Below are 17,275 nucleotides of genomic sequence, written 5' to 3' on the forward strand. Positions count from 1 at the left end.
GGGCGACCCGGCCCGCCCCTGTCGCTCCGCGAGCCGCACGGCGACGCCGGCGCCGAACGGCACCGCGCAGGTCTCGCCGTGGTCGTGGCAACAGCGCCGTGACGCTGGGCGTCGCGCTCGTTCTGGTGACGGCGGCCCTGTACGTTCGGCCGCTGATCTTCGGGACCGGCCCCTCGGTGGTCGGTGCAGCCCCGGCGGTGGGCTCGGACATTTTCACCTTCGGGAACGCGGCTCCCCTGGCGGGCGGCAAGCGCACCAACACGAGCGGTATCTGGCCTCCGGCTCCGGAGGACGCCGCAACCGAGCCGCTGGGTACCCCCGGGCCGAAGCCCTCGTCTTCGACCGACTTCTCGTTCATGGGTACCGTTGCGGGAGCCGATGGGCGGCCCATCGCCTGGGACCCGTGCCGTCCGATCCACGTGGTGATCAACAACGCGCAGGCTCCCAAGGGGGCTGATCGGCTGCTTCGGGAGGCGATTGATTCGGTGAGCTCGGCCACGGGTCTGCAGTTCGTCATCGAAGGCCAGACCACGGAGACACCAGACGAGCGACGTGCCCCCGTGGATGAGGCTCGGTACGGGAACCGATGGTCACCCGTCCTCGTCGCGTGGACGGATCCCTTCGCGGCCCCACGACTGCAGGGCGACGTCGCCGGGTTCGCCGGGCCGATCGGGGCTCCGTATTACACCGCCGCGCAGCAGCACTGGGTCAGCGGCATGGTCGCTCTCGACGGCCCCCAGATCCGTGACCTGATGCAGGGGAGCGACGGGTGGGCCGACGCTCGGGCGATCGTCATGCATGAGTTCGGCCACCTCGTCGGCCTGGACCACGTGCCAGCGGCGGACCACCTGATGCACGAGCAGAACACCGGTCAGAGGGCATTCCGCCGCGGAGACCTCGAAGGTCTTCGGCAGCTCGGCTTGGGTCCGTGCTTCACCGACTGAGCACACTGCCGGACAACAGCAGGGATGACTTCACACACTCGCGCGAAATGGCATAAAATGCCAACGAAGGTTTCGGGCTGTCAGCCGGGAGGAGATGACCATGCCAACGCGTAACGTCGTCTTGAGTGACCATCAGTATGAACTGGTCGAGGAGTTGGTGCGTTCGGGCCGCTACCAGAACGCGAGTGAGGTGCTCCGCGACGGTTTGCGATTGGTCGAGCAACGTGCTCTGGAGGATGCAGCCAAGCTGGAGGCACTTCGTGCGGCTGCCGAGCAGGGCTGGACCGATGCGGCCAGCGGTCGTTATGACGATGTGGCAGACGCTGAGATCAGGACCTTCATCGCTGAACTGGGACGGATAGCTGCTGACCGGGTGAATGCAGACGGATGAGGCAGGTCCGACTGACTCAGTCGGCGCAGGCCGACATTGTTGACATCTTGGCCTGGTCGCACGAGCACTTCGGTGCAGGGGCTGGCCTGCGTTATGAGGCACTCATTGCTGCCGCTTTGCGAGATGTCGCGGACAGCGCTGGCGGGCTTGGCGGCACGCCTCGACCGGAACTTGGCAAGGATGTCTATTCGTGGCATCTACGTCGCAGCCGCGACCGCAGCTTGGCAGGCCCGGTGCATAGGCCGCGACACTTCTTGGTCTATCGGCTTGATCAGGACCTCGTCGTGATCGGTCGTGTGCTCCATGACGCCATGGAGCTTCATCGTCATCTTGAATCGGGCTCGTCATGGGCTGTAGCCGACCAGGCTGAGCAACGATGACCTGGCACGAGGCGTGGGGTCCCAAGGGTTGACGAGCGCCACACAACCCGTGAGCGTCACCGTTTGGGTGCGAGCATCGCAGGTTGTTTCCTGCGACGGAGGCCCCGTTCCTGTGACGCTCGCTCCGGCCGGTGCCTCATGGCGCGGGCCGTCCACGGATAGGTTGGTGCGATGCCCGAAGGTCACGTCACGCACCGCATCGCCGGGATCCTCAACGACCGGTTCGGCGGCCACCCGGTACGGTCCACCTCCCCACAGGGCGTGTTCTCAGATGCCGCCGAACTGGACGGCCGCGTCTTCGAGCGCGCCGAGGCCTACGGCAAGCACATGTTCGTCGGGTTCGAGGACGTCCCGAAGCGGGTGAACATCCACCTCGGGCTGCTCGGCAAGTTCTTCTTCGCCAACGAGGTCGACCCGCCGCAGACCGGCGCGATCCGCTGGCGCCTGTCGACCGGCGACGACCCCTTCACCATGGACCTGCGCGGACCGAACGTCTGCCAACTGCGCTCCGACACCGAGATCGCGACGATCACCGACGCCCTCGGCCCCGACCCGCTGCGCCCGGACGCGGACCCAGAGAAGGCATGGGCCCGCATCCACCGCTCGGCCTCCCCGATTGCCCTGCTGTGTACCGACCAGAAGGTGTTCGCGGGCGTGGGCAACATCTACCGGGCCGAAGCGCTCTACCGGCACCACGTCGATCCGTTCATGAGCGGCAAGTTCCTTCGCCGCACCGAGTTCGAGGACATCTGGGACGACTTCGTCACGCTCATGCCGCTCGGCGTGCGTGACGGACGCATCGACACCGTCTACCCCGAGCACACCCCCGAGGCCATGGACCGCCCGCCCCGCGTCGACAAGCACGGTGGCGAGGTCTACGTCTACCGCCGCGAGGGCCAGCCCTGCCTGGTCTGCGGCACGCCCGTCTCACGCACGGAGCTCAGTGGGCGCAACCTCTTCTGGTGCCGCACTTGTCAGCCGCGCTCGCGGCGCCGCGTCGTCCGCGACTGACGAGCGATACGGCGTTATTGCATCATCTAGTGAAGTCACTAGACAGACCTAGACACCGCGATCGAGGTCAGCGCGTGAAGTCGATCCAGTTGCCGTGCCCGTGGACGGTGCCCCACACCTGCGCCGGCATTTCGCGGCCGTCGCGCCAACTCCGCGCTCCGACAACCGTGGCCGTGAGCCGGTCGTCGCCGTCCAGCACGTCCTGATCGGGCAACCCCGGCACACACCCCGGAGGCTCGGCCGTCACCCAACTCACCGGCCCGTCGGTCGCGGCCTCAGCGAGCACGTCGGCGACACCGGTGCGCCGCGCCCGCGCCACGTACGTCAAGGCCCACGACGAGAACACGACGAGATGTGACCCGGCCGCACGGCGCTCCGCAATGACCGGCGCGAGCCCGTCGACCATGTCGGCCCGCACCACGTGCGGAGGATCGTTGCGCAGGTGCGCGACCGCGGCGTCGAAGCGCTCGAGGCGCCCGGGCATCTCCGGCCAGATGCAGGCGCGCAGCCAGCGCAGGGCGGCGTCATCGTGGGGCCCGACGGGGTTCGCATCGATCCCGACCCGCGCGGCGATCGGCGGGAGATCCAACCGCACCGGCGCGCCACGGTTCTCCGCCACGCATTCGACCAGAGAACCCGACGGCCCGACGGTCACGTCACCCACGCGCACGCGGTACCCATCGAATCCGAGGAGGAATCCGGCACTCGCGCCAAGTTCGACGACCGTCAGGGGCACGTCCGGGAGGTCGGCGGCCGCGCGCGAGAGCATGGCCCGCACGTAGGTGGCGCGGTTGACCTCATTGGTCTGGGTCGTGCGGGTCGCCACGACGGAGCGCAGTTCGTCCCAGTGGTCCTCGACGGAGCGTCGTACATCGGGCCAGGGGTCGCCGTCGCCGGCCGCGCCGGGCAAGAACCAGGCTGCGGCGGGCGTCTCCGGGTGGCGCATCGTCAGCTCGTGCAGCGCGGCGAGCAACAGCACCGGGCGTGCCTGACCCTTGGCGGCGTGGCGCAGCAGCGCGATCGCGTCGTCGTCAGCCGCCATGCCGGCGACGATTCGGGCGTAGATCGGCACCTCGGTGTGCATGACCGTGAAGTCGTGGCAGCGTTGACGCACCACCTCGGCGGAGTCGGCGTCGGTCATCGCCGGGCCCGGCGACGGCGTGTGGTCATGAATCGGTGCATGCGAGGACGGTAGTCCGCATTGGGACTACTTCGCGTCCCGAATCACTGCTTGACTGTCAGGGTGTTCGAACCCAAACCTCCGCCCACCCTCGGCCGGGTCCCCACGATGCTCCGCGGATTTCGGGTGCGCCTCGACCTCCTGGACACGATGCCCGTCGTGTGGCGGCGACTCGACCTGCCCGGTGACATCACGCTGCCCACGTTGCACGATGTGATCCAAGCGGCCATGGGATGGGCCGACAGTCACCTGCACCGCTTCCGAACGGGTGACGATTACGGATCGCCGCATTTCCTCACGGTCTTCGACGTCCAAGAGGGCGAAGACGGGCTTCTGGAGGATGACGTGCGACTCGACCAGGTCATCACGCGCGAGGGCGACGCCCTCTGGTACGAGTACGACTTCGGCGACGGGTGGAACCACCGACTGGTCGTCGAGGAGGTCCTGGCCGATCCGCCCTCCGCCCCGATCTGCTTGGCCGGTGAGATGGCCTGCCCGCCCGAGGACTGCGGCGGAATCCCCGGCTACGAGGCGCTGGCGGAGTGGGTGCGGAGCGGCTACAGCGACGCCAGGCTGCCACCCGCGTTCGACAACGCCGCCCACGCGCGGCAGTGGCTGCCGCCCGACTGGCACCCCGACCACTTCGATCTCGCGCAGACCCAGGCGGCGCTCGTGGTGGCCTCGTCCGAGCCGGCACCGGTCACCGGCGAACTGGCCGACATCGCCGCGCGGCTGGAGTACATGGGCAACCGCACACTCCGGATCGCGCTCACCCAACCGATGTCGTACGAACCGGCCGAGGTGAGCGAGGCTGACGCGGCACGGTTGACCGAGACGTACCGCATCTTCCTCGACATCGTCGCCGACGGAGTCTCGTTGACGGCGGCAGGCAGGCTGCCCCCGGCGGTGGTGCGCACGATCGCCGACCAAACGGGGCTCCGTCAATGGTGGATCGGCCAGGCGAACCGCGAGGACCAGACGCCGCCGGTGACGGATATTCGGGAAACCGCCCGCGCCCTCGGTCTCGTGTCGGTGCGCAAGGGGCGGCTCGCGCCGACGGCTGCGGTCGCCCGAATCCGGGAGAATCCGGTCGCGCTGTGGCGGCACATCGTGTCGCGGCTGCCGCTGGGCAAGGACGCAGCGCGCGAGGCCGGGTGGCTGACCCTGGCGGTGGCGGGGAGCGGGGTGCCGGCCTCCGACTGGGATGGTGTGGTGGGTGACCTGATGTTCACGCTCGGCTGGCGGATTGCTGGATTCCCCGATGAGCCGCCGTCCGGGGATAGCCCGACCCTTGATGTGCTCGAAATTCTGGCGGGGCGGGTGCGACGAGGCTGGCGTGCGCCATCGAAGGTCGACCCGGCCATCGCGGCCACGGCGCGAGCGGCGATCCGGCGCACCTGATCACTCGCTCGTCGGACGGTCCTTCTTCGGCAGCTTGGCCACGACCTGGGCGTACGACTCGTCGATGGCCTCAAGCAGTTCTCCGAGCTGGATCGCACCGCCGATGGCCAGGGTGTTCCACCCGTGGCGCCCGATGTAGGCCATGACGCTGGCGTCGTCGGGGTAGCGGGTGAGCCACTCGTCAGCCTCCTCGCGGGTGGCTCCGACCTTGACGCCCACGCTGCGCTCGCCGAGGAAGGCGAAGATCTTGCCCTTCTCGCCGGGGCCGACCTTGGCGACGAGATCGCCCTCCCAGGGTTCGTCGGGCCAAGCACCGGGCAAGGACAGTGCGTGCTCACGGATCGCGTCGGCGCTCATGGTGTGGGACTCCTTCGTCAGTACCGCTGCCCTTGCGTTCGAAACCCTATCCGGTCATTCGGTGCTCGGATTCGGCAGAGGAATGGACGTTCGTCACCTGTCACTGCCCTTTGCGCGGATAGAATCCCGCGCACCACTGGAGAACGATCGTCCCGCCGCGGTTCCGTTCGAAGCGCGGCCGGATGAACACGGCCAGGTCAGGCGCTTGTGGGGAGCGCGGTCGCGGCGTGCTGAACTACGGAGTGTCGGGTACCCAGCGGTAGAAGAACCCGCGCCCGCGCCCGGTGGGGTTCGACGGGGCCAGCACGCCGTCACGAGCGAGGTCCTTCAGGATGGAACCCACGTTCGTGCCCCTGGCGCCCACAAGAGCACCAAGTTCGGTGGTACTGATCCGACCCCTGGCCTTGGCATACGACATCGCGACTTCGGCGCGAGACGGCAGGTGACGTACATGGCCGGTGGTTCGATCCAGGTTGAGGAGGGCGTCGAGCGCGGCATCGGTCAGGCGCCACACCTGGGGTGTGCCATCGGGGGGCCCCTCGATGGTCTGCACGATGGGCAGCCCGGTGATGTGGGCGCGTGCAAGCTTGCGAATCGCGCCCCGTGTTTCGGCGACCGGGAGTTGAATCAGCGACACTGCCTGCTGCTCATCGACCCACCCGTCAGCGAGCAGGCGCTGAAGCAGAAGCAGGGAGGAGACATCGGCCGACTCCTCCGGCGGCTCGATCAGGCTGAGCCACGCGATCCAGGGCTCATCGAGTGCGTCGCCGACCAAGGAGGTGCGCACGAACGGTCCGGTGATCTCCCGGATGACGGGTGGCTGATGGCCAATTCGCACCATCTCTCTGACCATCCGATCCACGCCGATCCCTTCGCGTTCCGCGACACGCAAGTCGGCGAGCAGTTGGGTGAGTGCAGGATTACGGGACTGGGATGGGTGGGTGATGATGTTCGATTCGTTTACCCCGCCGAAGAAGCCGCCGGGGCTCGTGACCCGAATGGTCCGGCCGATGTGCTCGACGGTGGTGGGCTGCGGTGAACCCCACTCGCGGTGCGCGACACCATTGACCACGGCCTCGCGAGCGGCCAGTGCGGGGATGTCTCGGACTTGGCGAACCACCAGACCGACCTGTACGTGCCGGGTCGCATTGTGCGCCTCCATCGTGAGGAAGACTTCGGACAGCTCCTCCAGCAGCGAACGGTCCGGTCGGCGCACGCGAGCCGTACTGTCGCCGCCGCTGTAGTCGCGGTGGATGTAGTCCAGTGATGGGCTGGATCGCCCGACGAATGCCAGCACTCCCGCGTTGGTGAGCAGCCCGTCGTGCGTGACGACATTGAGTCGACGCAGGAGTTGGGCGTCGGTCGCTTTCGCCAACTCCTCGGCCTCGGAGCCTCCATTGGCCGAAAGGAAGTCGCGTGCGACAGCCAAGGCCTGTTGACGCGCCGCCGTGATGGGGGTCGTGGATTCGGCCGCAGACCAGTCATAGTTCAGGGTCTCCATCCGCCGGGCGTGCCACGTCGCGGCGTCCACTTCCACGCAGTTGTCGTTCACACGCCAAACGATGCGCTCGTTGATGCGTACGGGTTCAACGGCACTGGGCGAGACGATGACCATGAGACGGGTTTCGCGGACGGTCACCGCGTAGGCGTCGACCGTCAGCAGGCGTCGGGTCACCTCATAGATCCGCTGACGCAACCATTCGGCATCGAGCTCAGTGCCGATCAGGGTGCCGTCGTCGGCAATGCCGACGATCAGGGCTCCGCCGCCGGGAGTGTTGGCCATGCACGCCGCCTCGCCGGCGAGCTTCTTGACCACCTCCTCCGGATCGGCGCCGAAACTTATGGTCACCGCGCCAACATGGCACACGATTAGAACTCACTTCGAGATTAATTATGGCCAAGGCCGGTTCGGCCCCGATGGTCATAACTTTCTGCCAGACCCACCCGCTACACGGCCACACTGGCGGCGGCGAAGTCGGCCGCCGGCATGGGCGTCCGCAGATGCCAGGTGATGGCGATGGGACGCTCACCGCGATGCTCGACGTAGTCCGCCTCGCCGAGGAAGAGATACGGCGCTCCGGTACCGAAGGCGGAGACCTTGCGCTCGCGGCTGAAGAGGAGGACATGCGACCCGCTCGCGCGGTGGTTCAGGTAGCGCTGTCCGGTGGGCGAGGCCACTGCCGTTCCCGACTGCGACTCCCAGTGGAACAGGTCGGGGCTGATCGCGTAGTCCTGATACATCGTCGTCGGCGAGTACTCCGCCTCCGACTTGTGCAGCGTGACCAGGAACGCGTCGGCGTTGGCCGCTGCCGAGTAGAGCACACCCTCCCGGAAACTGTTGGCCTTGCGCCCGTCGATCGACACGTAGTCCAGCGCGGAGACGATCTCCTCACGGGTGTACCGCGCGTGCACGCGCAGCGGGCGCAGGCCGAGTTCGCCGTGGAGCCGTGTGACGACCCGTGTCGCGCCATGTAGACCGAGGGCGATGACGGAGCGCAGATCCTCCCGGGCGGCCGATTCGCCTCGGAGCGCCGTGAGGCCGGCGGCGTAGGAGTCGAACCCGCCACCATCGGGCCACAGCGAGAAGAAGAGCATGCGCCCGTAGGCCTGCAGCACGGGATCGGCGTCCTCGTAGGCGGGCGCGTCGTCGCTCAGCCAAGACAGGTACGCCACGGCTCGGTCCCGATCATCGACGTGGCTCAGGGCGCGAACGCGTTTGAGGAGCGCCGTTTCGTGGGGCCCGCCGGCCGGCACGGGAAGTCCCGCCTCACGACGCAGGCGGGCCCACGAGCGATCGCTGCGCACGACGTCGGCGAGTTCGACGCCAGAATCGTCGAGGAACGTGGCGAGATCCGCGGTCGGGTGGGCACGAAGCTCCGCTGTGATGGCGGGCCAGCGCTGCACCACTTGGCTCTTGATGTTCTCGAGCACGAGGTGCTGGCTCTGGCGATCGAGCAGGATCTGCGTGCCCGCCGGCAAGAACGGAAAGCCATGCTCGATATCGCGCTTCAACTCGGCGCGGGTGCTGCCGGTCATCGCCCGGAATCGCTGGGCAAAACTGAACTCCTTGCGGTGATGACCGACGAAGTCGAGCGCCGTCAGGACGGCTTTGTCCTTGGCCCGCCGCAGGCCTCGACCCAGCTGTTGAAGGAAGATCGTCGAACTCTCCGTCGGGCGGAGAAAGAGAACCGTGTTGATCGCCGGGACATCGACGCCCTCGTTGAACACGTCCACGGTGAAGATGACCTGCACGACGCCATCTCGAAGGTCCTGCACTGCGGAGTCCCGTTCGACGGAGTTGGTCTCCCCTAGGACCGTCGCGGCCCGGATCCCGACATCGTTGAAGACCCGCGTCATGTAGCGCGCGTGATCGCGGGAGACGCAGAACGCGAGGGCCTTCATGCCAGTCAGGTCGGCGACCTTGTCGCGGACCGCCCGAACGATGATCCGCGCGCGAGCGTCGTTGCCGGTGAACAAGGTCGACAACGCCGCCGTGTCATAGGCCCCCGCGCGCCAACCCACGCGCGTCATGTCCATCCCGTCCGCGACCGCGAAGTAGTGGAACGGCGTGAGTAGATCGGCCTTGAGCGCATCCCACAGGCGCAGTTCGGCCGCCGTGCGGCCATCGAAGAAGGACCGCACGTCTAGGCCGTCACCGCGCTCGGGGGTCGCGGTCAGCCCCAGGAGTTCGCGCGGGGTGAGGTGATCGAGAATCCGCCGATACGTCGTCGCCTCGGCGTGGTGGAATTCGTCGATGACGACCACGTCGAAGGCGTCCGCGGGGACGTTGGCGATGCCATACGAGGTCAGCGACTGCACGGACGCGAAAACATGTTCCCAGCGCTCCGGCCGATGACCGTCGACGTACAACTCCCCGAAGTTCGCATCGCCCAGCACCTCGCGGTAGGTCCGCAGGGATTGGAGGAGGATCTCGCGCCGGTGTGCGACGAACAGCAGGCGAGGCAGGGTCGGGTAGTCGGAAGCCAGCCGCTGGTAATCGAGCGCGGCGATGACCGTCTTGCCGGTTCCGGTGGCCGCCACCACGAGGTTGCGGTGGCGGTCGTGCACGACGCGCTCCACCTCGAGTTGGTCGAGCATCTCCTGCTGATAGGGGTATGGGCGCACCTCGAGACCGGACAGGGTCAGGGTCACGCGGTCGTGAAGCCGTGTGCCGGCCGCCTCGGACAACGCGTCATCGAGTTTGTCCCGGTCGACGTCCGGGTCGTATCGCTCGAAGGTGGCGTCATTCCAATAGCTGTCGAAGGTCGCGAGGAACTTCTGCAGGAGTGGCGGATTCGAGACGGCCGACAGACGCACGTTCCACTCCACGCCGTCGAGCATCGCGGCCCGCGAGAGGTTGCTCGAGCCCACATAGGCGGTGTCGAACCCGGTGTTGCGTCGGAAGAGCCAGGCCTTGGCGTGGAGGCGGGTGCGCTGCGCGTCGAACTGCACCTTGACCTCGGCGCCAAAGTCCCGTACGAGGCGATCGAGAGCGGCCCGCTCGGTCGCGCCCATGTACGTCGTCGTGATGATGCGCAGCGGCACTCCCTGATCTCGGAGCGTCGTGAGCCGGTCTTCGAAGAGCCGCAATCCGTACCACTTGACGAACGCCATGATGATGTCGACGCGATCGGCGCTCGCCAACTCGGCCCGGATCTCATGACCCACACCGGGCTCGCCGGGCGCGTTGGTCAACAGCGCTGCGTCGGACAGCGGGGTCGCGGGCCGCTCGGTCAGCGAGCGCACGCGGTGCCCAGGTGCGCTCGGCGTGGACAGAGACAGCAACTGCCCCGCCGGTGTGAGTTCGTCCTCGAGCGCACCGAGCTCCGCCACGAGCCGGTTGACCAGTGTCAGGCGGCGTTCACCATCTCGCTCTTGACGGAGGGCTCGCAAGGTCACGTCCCGCACGTGCCTGGCCAGCACCTCGGGTTCGTCCGCCGCGTCGATGCTGCTGTGTTCGACTTTGACATCTGCCAGGTGAGCCAGCCGCTCCGCCAGGGCACGCGTGATCGGGCTCTCGTAGAGTCCTTCTGGCAGATCGCTTCCCGGGTCGCTCACGCGCGCAAGCTTGCCAGGCCTGGCCGACAGCGGACCGTCGAGTCACACAATCTGCCCAAGGAGGGGCTCCGTTGTCCGGTAGTCAGCGGCGCAGAAGAACCTCGACTCGGGCGATGTCCTCGGGAACCGCGGTGGCGATGGTGTCCCAGATCACCTGTGGATCGACAATCCGGTAACCGTGTGCGACCTTGTCTCGCAGCGCGATCATGAGACCGAATCGGATATCAGGGTGTAACTCCACGACTTCCAGGCTCAGCCGTTTTGCCGCCTCTCCGAGATTGACACAGATCATTTGTGCTGCCCGCTGCAGCATGACGTCACCGTCGTACGCAGGCCACCCACGTGAGACCAACTCCTCGGCCTCCCGACCGAAGGACCGGATGTCCTCCAGTACCGCTCGGTCTCGATCTGAAACGCTCACACCGCGACCGATTCAAGCAGGGACCAGGACTCGCCTGCGGTTCGGAGCGCGCCTTGCGTAACAACATCAACCGCGACTCCGCAGAGTGCTTCGAGTTCGGCCTCCAAGGCGATGAGGTCGAACATCGTCATTCCCGGCTCGGCAGCGACCACGACGTCGATGTCCGAGTCCACAGTGTCCGTGCCTCGGGCCACAGAACCAAACAGTCGCGGGTCACTGGCCCGGTGCTTGGCACAGATCTCCGTGATTCGGTCCCGGTGCACACGCGCCGCAATGGAGGGGCGAAACCCGATGGCAGACGACAGTTTCGACAGCATTGCCTCTGTGAGTGTGCGAGCACCGGATTCATGGGCCGACCAGTTGGATTGGCTCACTGAGGCGGCAGCAGCGGCCGCCGATTGCGTTAACCCCATCGTCGCCCGGCGCGCTCGCAACCTGGCCCCGTTAGAGATCATGGCGCGAGTATATCAACAGCGTGATATTAGACGGTGTCGCGCACGTCGGGTGGTCTGCCAGAGGCAGTCGCAGGGGGGAGAGGACTCCCTCAGTGCACCAACACCTTGAACAGCACCACCGCCGCGATCGCCGCGCTCTGCAGCACCAGGTACCAGAGCTTCTGCCATGGCGTCGTGTCGGCACCGCGCTGACTCAACAGCACGATGATCAACTGCGTCACCGTCAACGTCACGATCGCGAGAATCAACGCCGTGCGCACCGACCACAACCCGGTGTCGGCCAACAGCAGGATCACCGTCGGCAGGACCGAGACCTCCAACGCCCGCCCGGCCACCCGCAGGACCCGGCGCATGACCGTGGGCTCGGGCGGACCGTCCTCCTTCGGTACATGCACGATCGTGTCGGCGACCAGACTGGCCAGGAACAGGCCCCACATCGTGGTGACCAAACTGCCCGCCGCCGCGCGCCCGGTGACCTGGTCGACGTACACGTACAAGGTGACGAGGGCCGCGACTCCGGTGATCGAGGCGTACAGCATCTCGCGGGCATCGTGGGCGAAGTCGTGCATGTCAGATCAGATCACTCAGTCGCAGCGCGGCCTGGCAGTCGGCGGAACGGTCGGCGAGTTGGTACCCGAGGATGTCCTCGATGCGTCGCAGCCGGTCGCGCAGCGAGTTGCGATGGATGAACAACTGCTCGGCGGCCGGCGCGATCCGCATGCGCGCCGCGAAGTACACCCGCAGCGTCTGGCGCAGTTCGGCCATCTCGGCGGTGTCGGCGGCCAACCCGTTCAACTCACTGTCGACGTACCAGCGGGCCTGCTCGAGATCTCGACTGAGCAGCGCCTCCAGACCGACGTCGCGATAGCGGGTGACCGGCACCTTCGACGATGACATCAGGCCGACGCGCAGCGACTCGACGGCCTCGATGTGGGTGCGCCGAAATCCGGTCAACCCCTCGCGCGGCTCGCCGAGACCGATCACGAGCGGAGCGTCGATCCGCAGACCCTTCGAGTCACGCACGCCGATCGTGTGGTCACCGCTGGCCCACAACCACACCTGCCCCGAACTCGTCTCGTGCCGCACCAGCGGCCCACCCCCGCTGACCTCGGCGAACGATGCCACGGCCGCATCGACCTCGCTGCGCGTGACGCTCGCCCCCGCCGGCGCGTGCAGGACACAGCCCACATGCCACCCACCCATGTCGATGCCGAGCGAGGCCGATGTCACCTGCTCATCGGGCAGCTCGCCCGACACCAATCCCTCGATCGTCGCGCGGGTGGTGGCGCGACCCTGCTGCAGCACCACACGACGCTCCTGCGAGATCGCGGTCACGAGCCGATCGACCGCCGCGTCGACCGCGCCGGAGACGGCCTTCATCAGGCGTGGCAGCGCGTCGGATCCGCCGGTCACGCTCAGGGCTGCCTGCACGAGCTGGGTCAGCCACAGGTCTTGGAGCACACGCAGCGCGGCGATGACTCCGGTCACCGTCACGTCACGCGCCACGATGTCCACGGCGAGTTCCCGCTCGAGCCGGCCACGAACCTCCTCGGGTGGCGCGGGGACATCGAGGAGATCGAGGAGGAAGGTCGCCGAGATCTCGTGGGCGAGGGTGCGGATCTTCGACCACGGCGCGAGCATGTCCCCGCCGGTCTCCTCGCTGACCTTCCGGCACCCCTCCTCCACCGTGCCGGACATCCAGCGCACCAAGGCATCACTCGAGCTCTCCTGCACGAGTTGGGTGCGCTCATCCAGGGGTGGTGGCGTCGGTGATGTCCAGTCCAGAGCCTGCAGAACCCGACGGACCACGTCCTCCTCGACCATGGGGTCATCCTAGGTTTTCGGGGGCTGACATGGGGCTGGGCACAGTGCACAGTCAGCCTCCTTCATGCCGGACGTTTTGTTCGATGACCCGGCCTGCTGGCTGTGGAAGGGTGAAGGAGCGCGGCCTGTCCGCGCACTGTCCCGGCACTTCATCCAGGCCCCAGGAGGCATCCCGATGACTGACCACAACGCCCTGCTCGTCACGTTCTCCGACCACTCCAACGCGTACGAGGCGTTTAGCCGCCTCAAGAACCTCGCGGCCGACGACCGCCTCGTCCTTCGCGGAGCGCAGCTCGTCGCCCGTGACGCGGACGGTCGCCTCAGCATTCCCGAGGGCGTCGACACCGACGCCGACTCCGGCCTGTGGGGCGGCGGCCTCATCGGTGCCCTGGTCGGCATCCTCGGCGGCCCGATCGGTGTGCTTTTCGGCTGGACCGGCGGCATGCTCATCGGTGGCGCGGTCGACGCCAACCGCGCCGACCGTGCGGTGGGCTTCCTCGGTGAGGTCAGCAAGGGCATCCCCACCGGCGGCACGGCCATCGTCGCCGAGGTCGAGGAGTTCACCCCCGAGGTCCTCGACAACGCCATGACCGAACTGGGCGGCACCATCGTGCGCCGACCCGCTCTGGAGGTCCTCGCCGACCTCGAGGCCGCGGAGGACGCGTACCGCGAGGCCGAGAAGGAGGCCGACCGCATCGCCCGCGAGCAGCGCAAGGCCGAGCGCAAGGAGAACTGGGACGAGCGCGTCTCCTCGCTCAAGTCCAAGCTCGGCATCGACTGAGCACGGCTGACATGACCACCGACCGCCCATGGCAGGACCCCTCGCTGGCGCCGCAGGAGCGGGCCCTCGCCCTCGTCGCCGCGATGTCCCTCGAGCAGAAGATCGCCCAGTTGCACGGCAACATGGAGACGATCGACATCTACTCCGTCAACATCGCCGACGCCGACGTCAATCAGTTCGACGTCAAGCGCCACGTTGCCGGTGACGATGACCTCGGCATCCCCCGGATGCGTGTCACGAACGGGCCGGTCGGTGTCGGCATGGGTGACGGGGTCGACTCTCCCGAGGCCACTTCGCTGCCGATGACGTTTGCCCTGGCGGCCGGGTTCGACCCCGCTCTGGCGGCCGACTACGGCGACATCATCGGCAGTGAGACTCACACCTACGGGCAGCACGTGCTGGAGGGTCCCGGGCTCTGCCTGCACCGACTGCCCACCGGTGGCCGCAATTTTGAGTACTTCAGCGAGGATCCGTACCTCACCGGCGTGATGGGCGTCGAGGTGACCAAGGCGATCCAGGCGCACGGCATCATCGCGATGGCCAAGCACTTCGCAGTCAACGACACCGAGGTGCAGCGCTTCCGCACCAACGTCGAGGTCGACGAGCGCGTGCTGCGCGAGCTCTACCTCGTGCCGTTCGAAATGGTCGTCAAGGACGGCGGTGTCCACGCGATCATGAGCGCCTACAACCGGGTTCGAGGCACCTACGCGACGGAGAATCGATACCTCCTCAACGACATCCTCCGCCGGGAGTGGGGGTTCGCCGGCTATGTGCAGTCGGACTTCTGGTCGGCCCGCTCGGCCGCCCCGGCGCTGCATGCCGGTCTCGACCTCGAGATGCCCGACGGCAAGTGGCTGAGCGAGGCCAATGTCACCGCAGCGCTCAACGACACCAGCCTGGAACTCGCGGCGATAGACCGGGCCCTGGTGCGTCGCTTCTCCGCGATGTTCCAGCTCGGGCAGTTCGAATGGCCCTACGAACCGGGCACCGTCGACGCGGCCGGGCACGGCGCGCGCGCTCGCGCTCTCGGGCGCCAGTTCGCGGTGTTGCTCAAGAACGAGCCCGCGAACGACGACTACACGGCACTGCTCCCGCTCGACCCGAGCCAAGGCCGGATCGTCGTGGTCGGGCAGTCCGCGTACGCCGAGCACGCCTGCCTCGGCGGCGGCGGCAGCTCGCGGGTCAAACCGCTCTACACCGTCGATCCCGCGCCGGGTCTGCGCGACGTCATCGCCGAGTTGGGCGGCAACGCCACCGTCGACCTCCAGGTCGTGGCCGACGACCTGGCCGACCTCGACGCGGCGGTCGAGGCCGCCCGGGGCGCCGACACGGTCGTCGTCATGGCCGGCCTGGTCGCGACCGAGGGCGAGGACCTCGGTTCGCTGCACATGCCCAACGGGCAGGACGCGATGATCGAGGCGCTGCTGGCGGCCAACCCGCGCACCGTCGTCGTGCTCAAGGACAGCAACCCCGTCGTCATGCCCTGGATCGACGCGGCGCCGGCCGTGTTGGAGGCCTTCAACCAGGGCTCCGAGGATGGCCACGTCGTCGCCGACCTGCTCTTCGGGGCGGCCAACCCCTGCGGCAAGCTCCCCACGACGTACGCCCGGTCCGCCGACGACCTGCCGACTGCCGGCGACCTGCGGCGCTACCCCGGCACGGACGAGGGCGACGGATACCCGACCATGCACTACTCCGAGGGTTTGCGGATGGGGTACCGCTGGTACCAGTCCGAGGGCATCGAGCCGCTCTTCCCCTTCGGGCACGGATTGTCGTACACGACGTTCGCGGTCGACGACCTGGCCGTCGAGGCCGGGCAGGTGCCGGGCGAGACTCCGGTGACCGTGCGCGCCTCCGTCACGAATACCGGTGTGCGTGCCGGGGCCGAGGTCGTGCAGGTCTACCTGGGCCTGCCGCCGGAGACGGGTCAGCCGCCGCTGCGTCTGGTCGGATTCCAGAAGGTGTCGCTCGAGCCGGGCGCGCGCGCCGACGTCGAGATCACCCTCGACCCGGCCGCGACGAACCACCCGTTGTCGGTGTGGAGTGACGCGCAGCGTGAGTTCGTCGTGCCGGCCGGCACGTTCACGGTGCACGTGGGCACCTCCAGCGCGGTGACGAACCCGGCTGGGGGCTTCACGGTCGCGGCACAGTGAGTGACTGGTGGGCAAACCGGCGACCCGACGAGTTCACCAGTCACCGTGTCAGCGCAGGGCGAGGCCGTTCGCGTCGTGCACCTTGCGCAGCAGGATGAGGATGAAGTCGATCAGCGGCCAGATGCCCAGCGTCAGCCAGCCGAGCAGCAGCTTGGCCACGCCGAGACCGATGTACCCCAGGTAGAAGCGGTCCACACCGAGGCCGCCCAGGAAGAACGACAGCAGCACGGCCGCGATCCAGCTCTTGTTAGAGAAGATGCCCGGAGCGCTCGCGGCCGGCACCCAGGGCTGGCCGGCAAAGCTGACCGGGTCGGAGGCGTTCAACTGACCCGAGCGGGCCAACTCACGCACGTGTTCCAACGGGAACGGGCCCTGCTCGACTCCGTGCAACTGGACCATGTAGGTGTTCGGCGTGTACCCAACCGCGGGTGCCGGAGCGGCGTACGGCTGGGGAGTTGGCGCCGGTGCCGGAGCGGCGTAGACGGGCGGCGGAGGGGCCGGTGCCGCAGGAGCTGCCGCACTGGGCTCCGGTCGGTTGGAGGGCGGCAGGTCGGACTCGAGAGGCTCGTAGGCCTGTGACTCGTTCATGTGCTCAGTTCTATCGGGCGCCACCGACAACGGAAAGTGTGAAACCTCGCCCGGCGCGATCGCGCGGTTAGGCTGACGAGGCAGCACCGGGGCAGGGAGCTCCGGTCCGAATCTGAGGAGTGTTGACATGGGTCTGCTCGATGACGCGAAGGACAAGCTCACCACCGCCGTGGACAAGGCCGGCGACAAGATCGGTGCGGGTCTGGACAAGGCCGGCGACCTCATCGACGAGAAGACCGGCGGCAAGTACGGCGACAAGGTCGACCAGGGCGTCGAGAAGGCCAAGGACACGCTCGACAACCTCGACGGTCAGAACGACGACATTCCCTGA

17 protein-coding genes are annotated in these 17,275 nt (G+C 67.5%); 8 read left to right on the forward strand and 9 right to left on the reverse strand.

Annotated elements, in window-relative coordinates; genetic code table 11:
• Window positions 1-98: 98 nt before the first annotated feature.
• The 4 genes from KD1_RS09835 (at window position 99) to KD1_RS09845 (ending at window position 2,726) form a co-directional block, all read left to right on the forward strand.
• Window positions 99-944: a matrixin family metalloprotease gene (locus KD1_RS09835; RefSeq protein ID WP_068401232.1), complete on the forward strand. Its 846-nt coding sequence runs from the start codon at window positions 99-101 to the stop codon at window positions 942-944.
• A gap of 100 nt (window positions 945-1,044) precedes the next feature.
• Complete coding sequence (locus KD1_RS09840; protein WP_068401267.1) at window positions 1,045-1,335, forward strand: type II toxin-antitoxin system ParD family antitoxin; 291 nt, start codon at window positions 1,045-1,047, stop codon at window positions 1,333-1,335.
• Window positions 1,332-1,715, forward strand: coding sequence for a type II toxin-antitoxin system RelE/ParE family toxin (locus KD1_RS17660; RefSeq protein WP_083542339.1), 384 nt, complete (start codon window positions 1,332-1,334; stop codon window positions 1,713-1,715). The genes KD1_RS09840 and KD1_RS17660 overlap by 4 nt, the downstream gene beginning before the upstream one ends.
• Before the next feature lie 171 nt (window positions 1,716-1,886).
• The gene (locus KD1_RS09845; RefSeq protein WP_068401234.1) at window positions 1,887-2,726 is read left to right on the forward strand and encodes an Fpg/Nei family DNA glycosylase; all 840 of its coding nucleotides are present in this window, start codon (window positions 1,887-1,889) and stop codon (window positions 2,724-2,726) included.
• A gap of 67 nt (window positions 2,727-2,793) precedes the next feature.
• On the opposite strand, the gene KD1_RS09850 is transcribed toward KD1_RS09845, so the two are convergent.
• The gene (locus tag KD1_RS09850; protein WP_068401236.1) at window positions 2,794-3,867 is read right to left on the reverse strand and encodes a DUF2332 domain-containing protein; all 1,074 of its coding nucleotides are present in this window, start codon (window positions 3,865-3,867) and stop codon (window positions 2,794-2,796) included.
• 147 nt (window positions 3,868-4,014) lie between these two features.
• On the opposite strand from KD1_RS09850, the gene KD1_RS16250 reads away from it, so the two are divergent.
• On the forward strand, window positions 4,015-5,307 hold the full coding sequence (locus KD1_RS16250) for a plasmid pRiA4b ORF-3 family protein (protein ID WP_157073277.1): 1,293 nt from the start codon (window positions 4,015-4,017) through the stop codon (window positions 5,305-5,307).
• Here KD1_RS16250 and KD1_RS09860 read toward each other — a convergent pair whose 3' ends face one another.
• The 7 genes from KD1_RS09860 to KD1_RS09885 all read right to left on the reverse strand — a co-directional run bounded on the left by KD1_RS09860 (window position 5,308) and on the right by KD1_RS09885 (window position 13,422).
• Window positions 5,308-5,664: an MmcQ/YjbR family DNA-binding protein gene (locus tag KD1_RS09860; protein ID WP_068401239.1), complete on the reverse strand. Its 357-nt coding sequence runs from the start codon at window positions 5,662-5,664 to the stop codon at window positions 5,308-5,310.
• A 235-nt stretch (window positions 5,665-5,899) separates the two neighbouring features.
• On the reverse strand, window positions 5,900-7,513 hold the full coding sequence (locus KD1_RS09865; protein ID WP_157073278.1) for an RNA/DNA-binding domain-containing protein: 1,614 nt from the start codon (window positions 7,511-7,513) through the stop codon (window positions 5,900-5,902).
• Between the two features lie 98 nt (window positions 7,514-7,611).
• Window positions 7,612-10,701 carry a DEAD/DEAH box helicase gene (locus tag KD1_RS09870; RefSeq protein ID WP_068401270.1) on the reverse strand — a complete coding sequence of 1,030 codons (3,090 nt, stop codon included), beginning with the start codon at window positions 10,699-10,701 and terminating at the stop codon, window positions 7,612-7,614.
• Between the two features lie 103 nt (window positions 10,702-10,804).
• The gene (locus tag KD1_RS16255; protein WP_083542341.1) at window positions 10,805-11,143 is read right to left on the reverse strand and encodes a HepT-like ribonuclease domain-containing protein; all 339 of its coding nucleotides are present in this window, start codon (window positions 11,141-11,143) and stop codon (window positions 10,805-10,807) included.
• Entirely contained in the window at window positions 11,140-11,598 is a 459-nt protein-coding gene (locus tag KD1_RS09875; RefSeq protein WP_083542342.1) for a nucleotidyltransferase family protein, read from the reverse strand. The genes KD1_RS16255 and KD1_RS09875 overlap by 4 nt, the downstream gene beginning before the upstream one ends.
• 89 nt (window positions 11,599-11,687) lie before the next feature.
• Window positions 11,688-12,167, reverse strand: coding sequence for a hypothetical protein (locus KD1_RS09880; protein ID WP_068401248.1), 480 nt, complete (start codon window positions 12,165-12,167; stop codon window positions 11,688-11,690).
• Window position 12,168: 1 nt separating this feature from the next.
• Window positions 12,169-13,422 carry a PucR family transcriptional regulator gene (locus tag KD1_RS09885; protein WP_068401251.1) on the reverse strand — a complete coding sequence of 418 codons (1,254 nt, stop codon included), beginning with the start codon at window positions 13,420-13,422 and terminating at the stop codon, window positions 12,169-12,171.
• A 175-nt stretch (window positions 13,423-13,597) separates the two neighbouring features.
• Between KD1_RS09885 and KD1_RS09890 the strand changes: the two genes are divergently transcribed.
• Both KD1_RS09890 and KD1_RS09895 read left to right on the forward strand, forming a co-directional pair.
• Window positions 13,598-14,203, forward strand: a complete 606-nt coding sequence (locus tag KD1_RS09890; protein ID WP_068401254.1) for a DUF1269 domain-containing protein — start codon at window positions 13,598-13,600, stop codon at window positions 14,201-14,203.
• Window positions 14,204-14,214: 11 nt separating this feature from the next.
• The gene (locus KD1_RS09895) at window positions 14,215-16,356 is read left to right on the forward strand and encodes a beta-glucosidase (RefSeq protein ID WP_068401257.1); all 2,142 of its coding nucleotides are present in this window, start codon (window positions 14,215-14,217) and stop codon (window positions 16,354-16,356) included.
• 48 nt (window positions 16,357-16,404) lie between these two features.
• Here KD1_RS09895 and KD1_RS09900 read toward each other — a convergent pair whose 3' ends face one another.
• The gene (locus KD1_RS09900) at window positions 16,405-16,944 is read right to left on the reverse strand and encodes a TM2 domain-containing protein (RefSeq protein WP_245627350.1); all 540 of its coding nucleotides are present in this window, start codon (window positions 16,942-16,944) and stop codon (window positions 16,405-16,407) included.
• A 127-nt stretch (window positions 16,945-17,071) separates the two neighbouring features.
• Here KD1_RS09900 and KD1_RS09905 point away from each other — a divergent pair, with 127 nt between their 5' ends.
• Window positions 17,072-17,275 carry an antitoxin gene (locus KD1_RS09905; RefSeq protein ID WP_068401263.1) on the forward strand — a complete coding sequence of 68 codons (204 nt, stop codon included), beginning with the start codon at window positions 17,072-17,074 and terminating at the stop codon, window positions 17,273-17,275.

This window comes from Kribbia dieselivorans NBRC 106261 (genome assembly GCF_001552435.1).
GTDB lineage: Bacteria > Actinomycetota > Actinomycetes > Actinomycetales > Dermatophilaceae > Kribbia > Kribbia dieselivorans.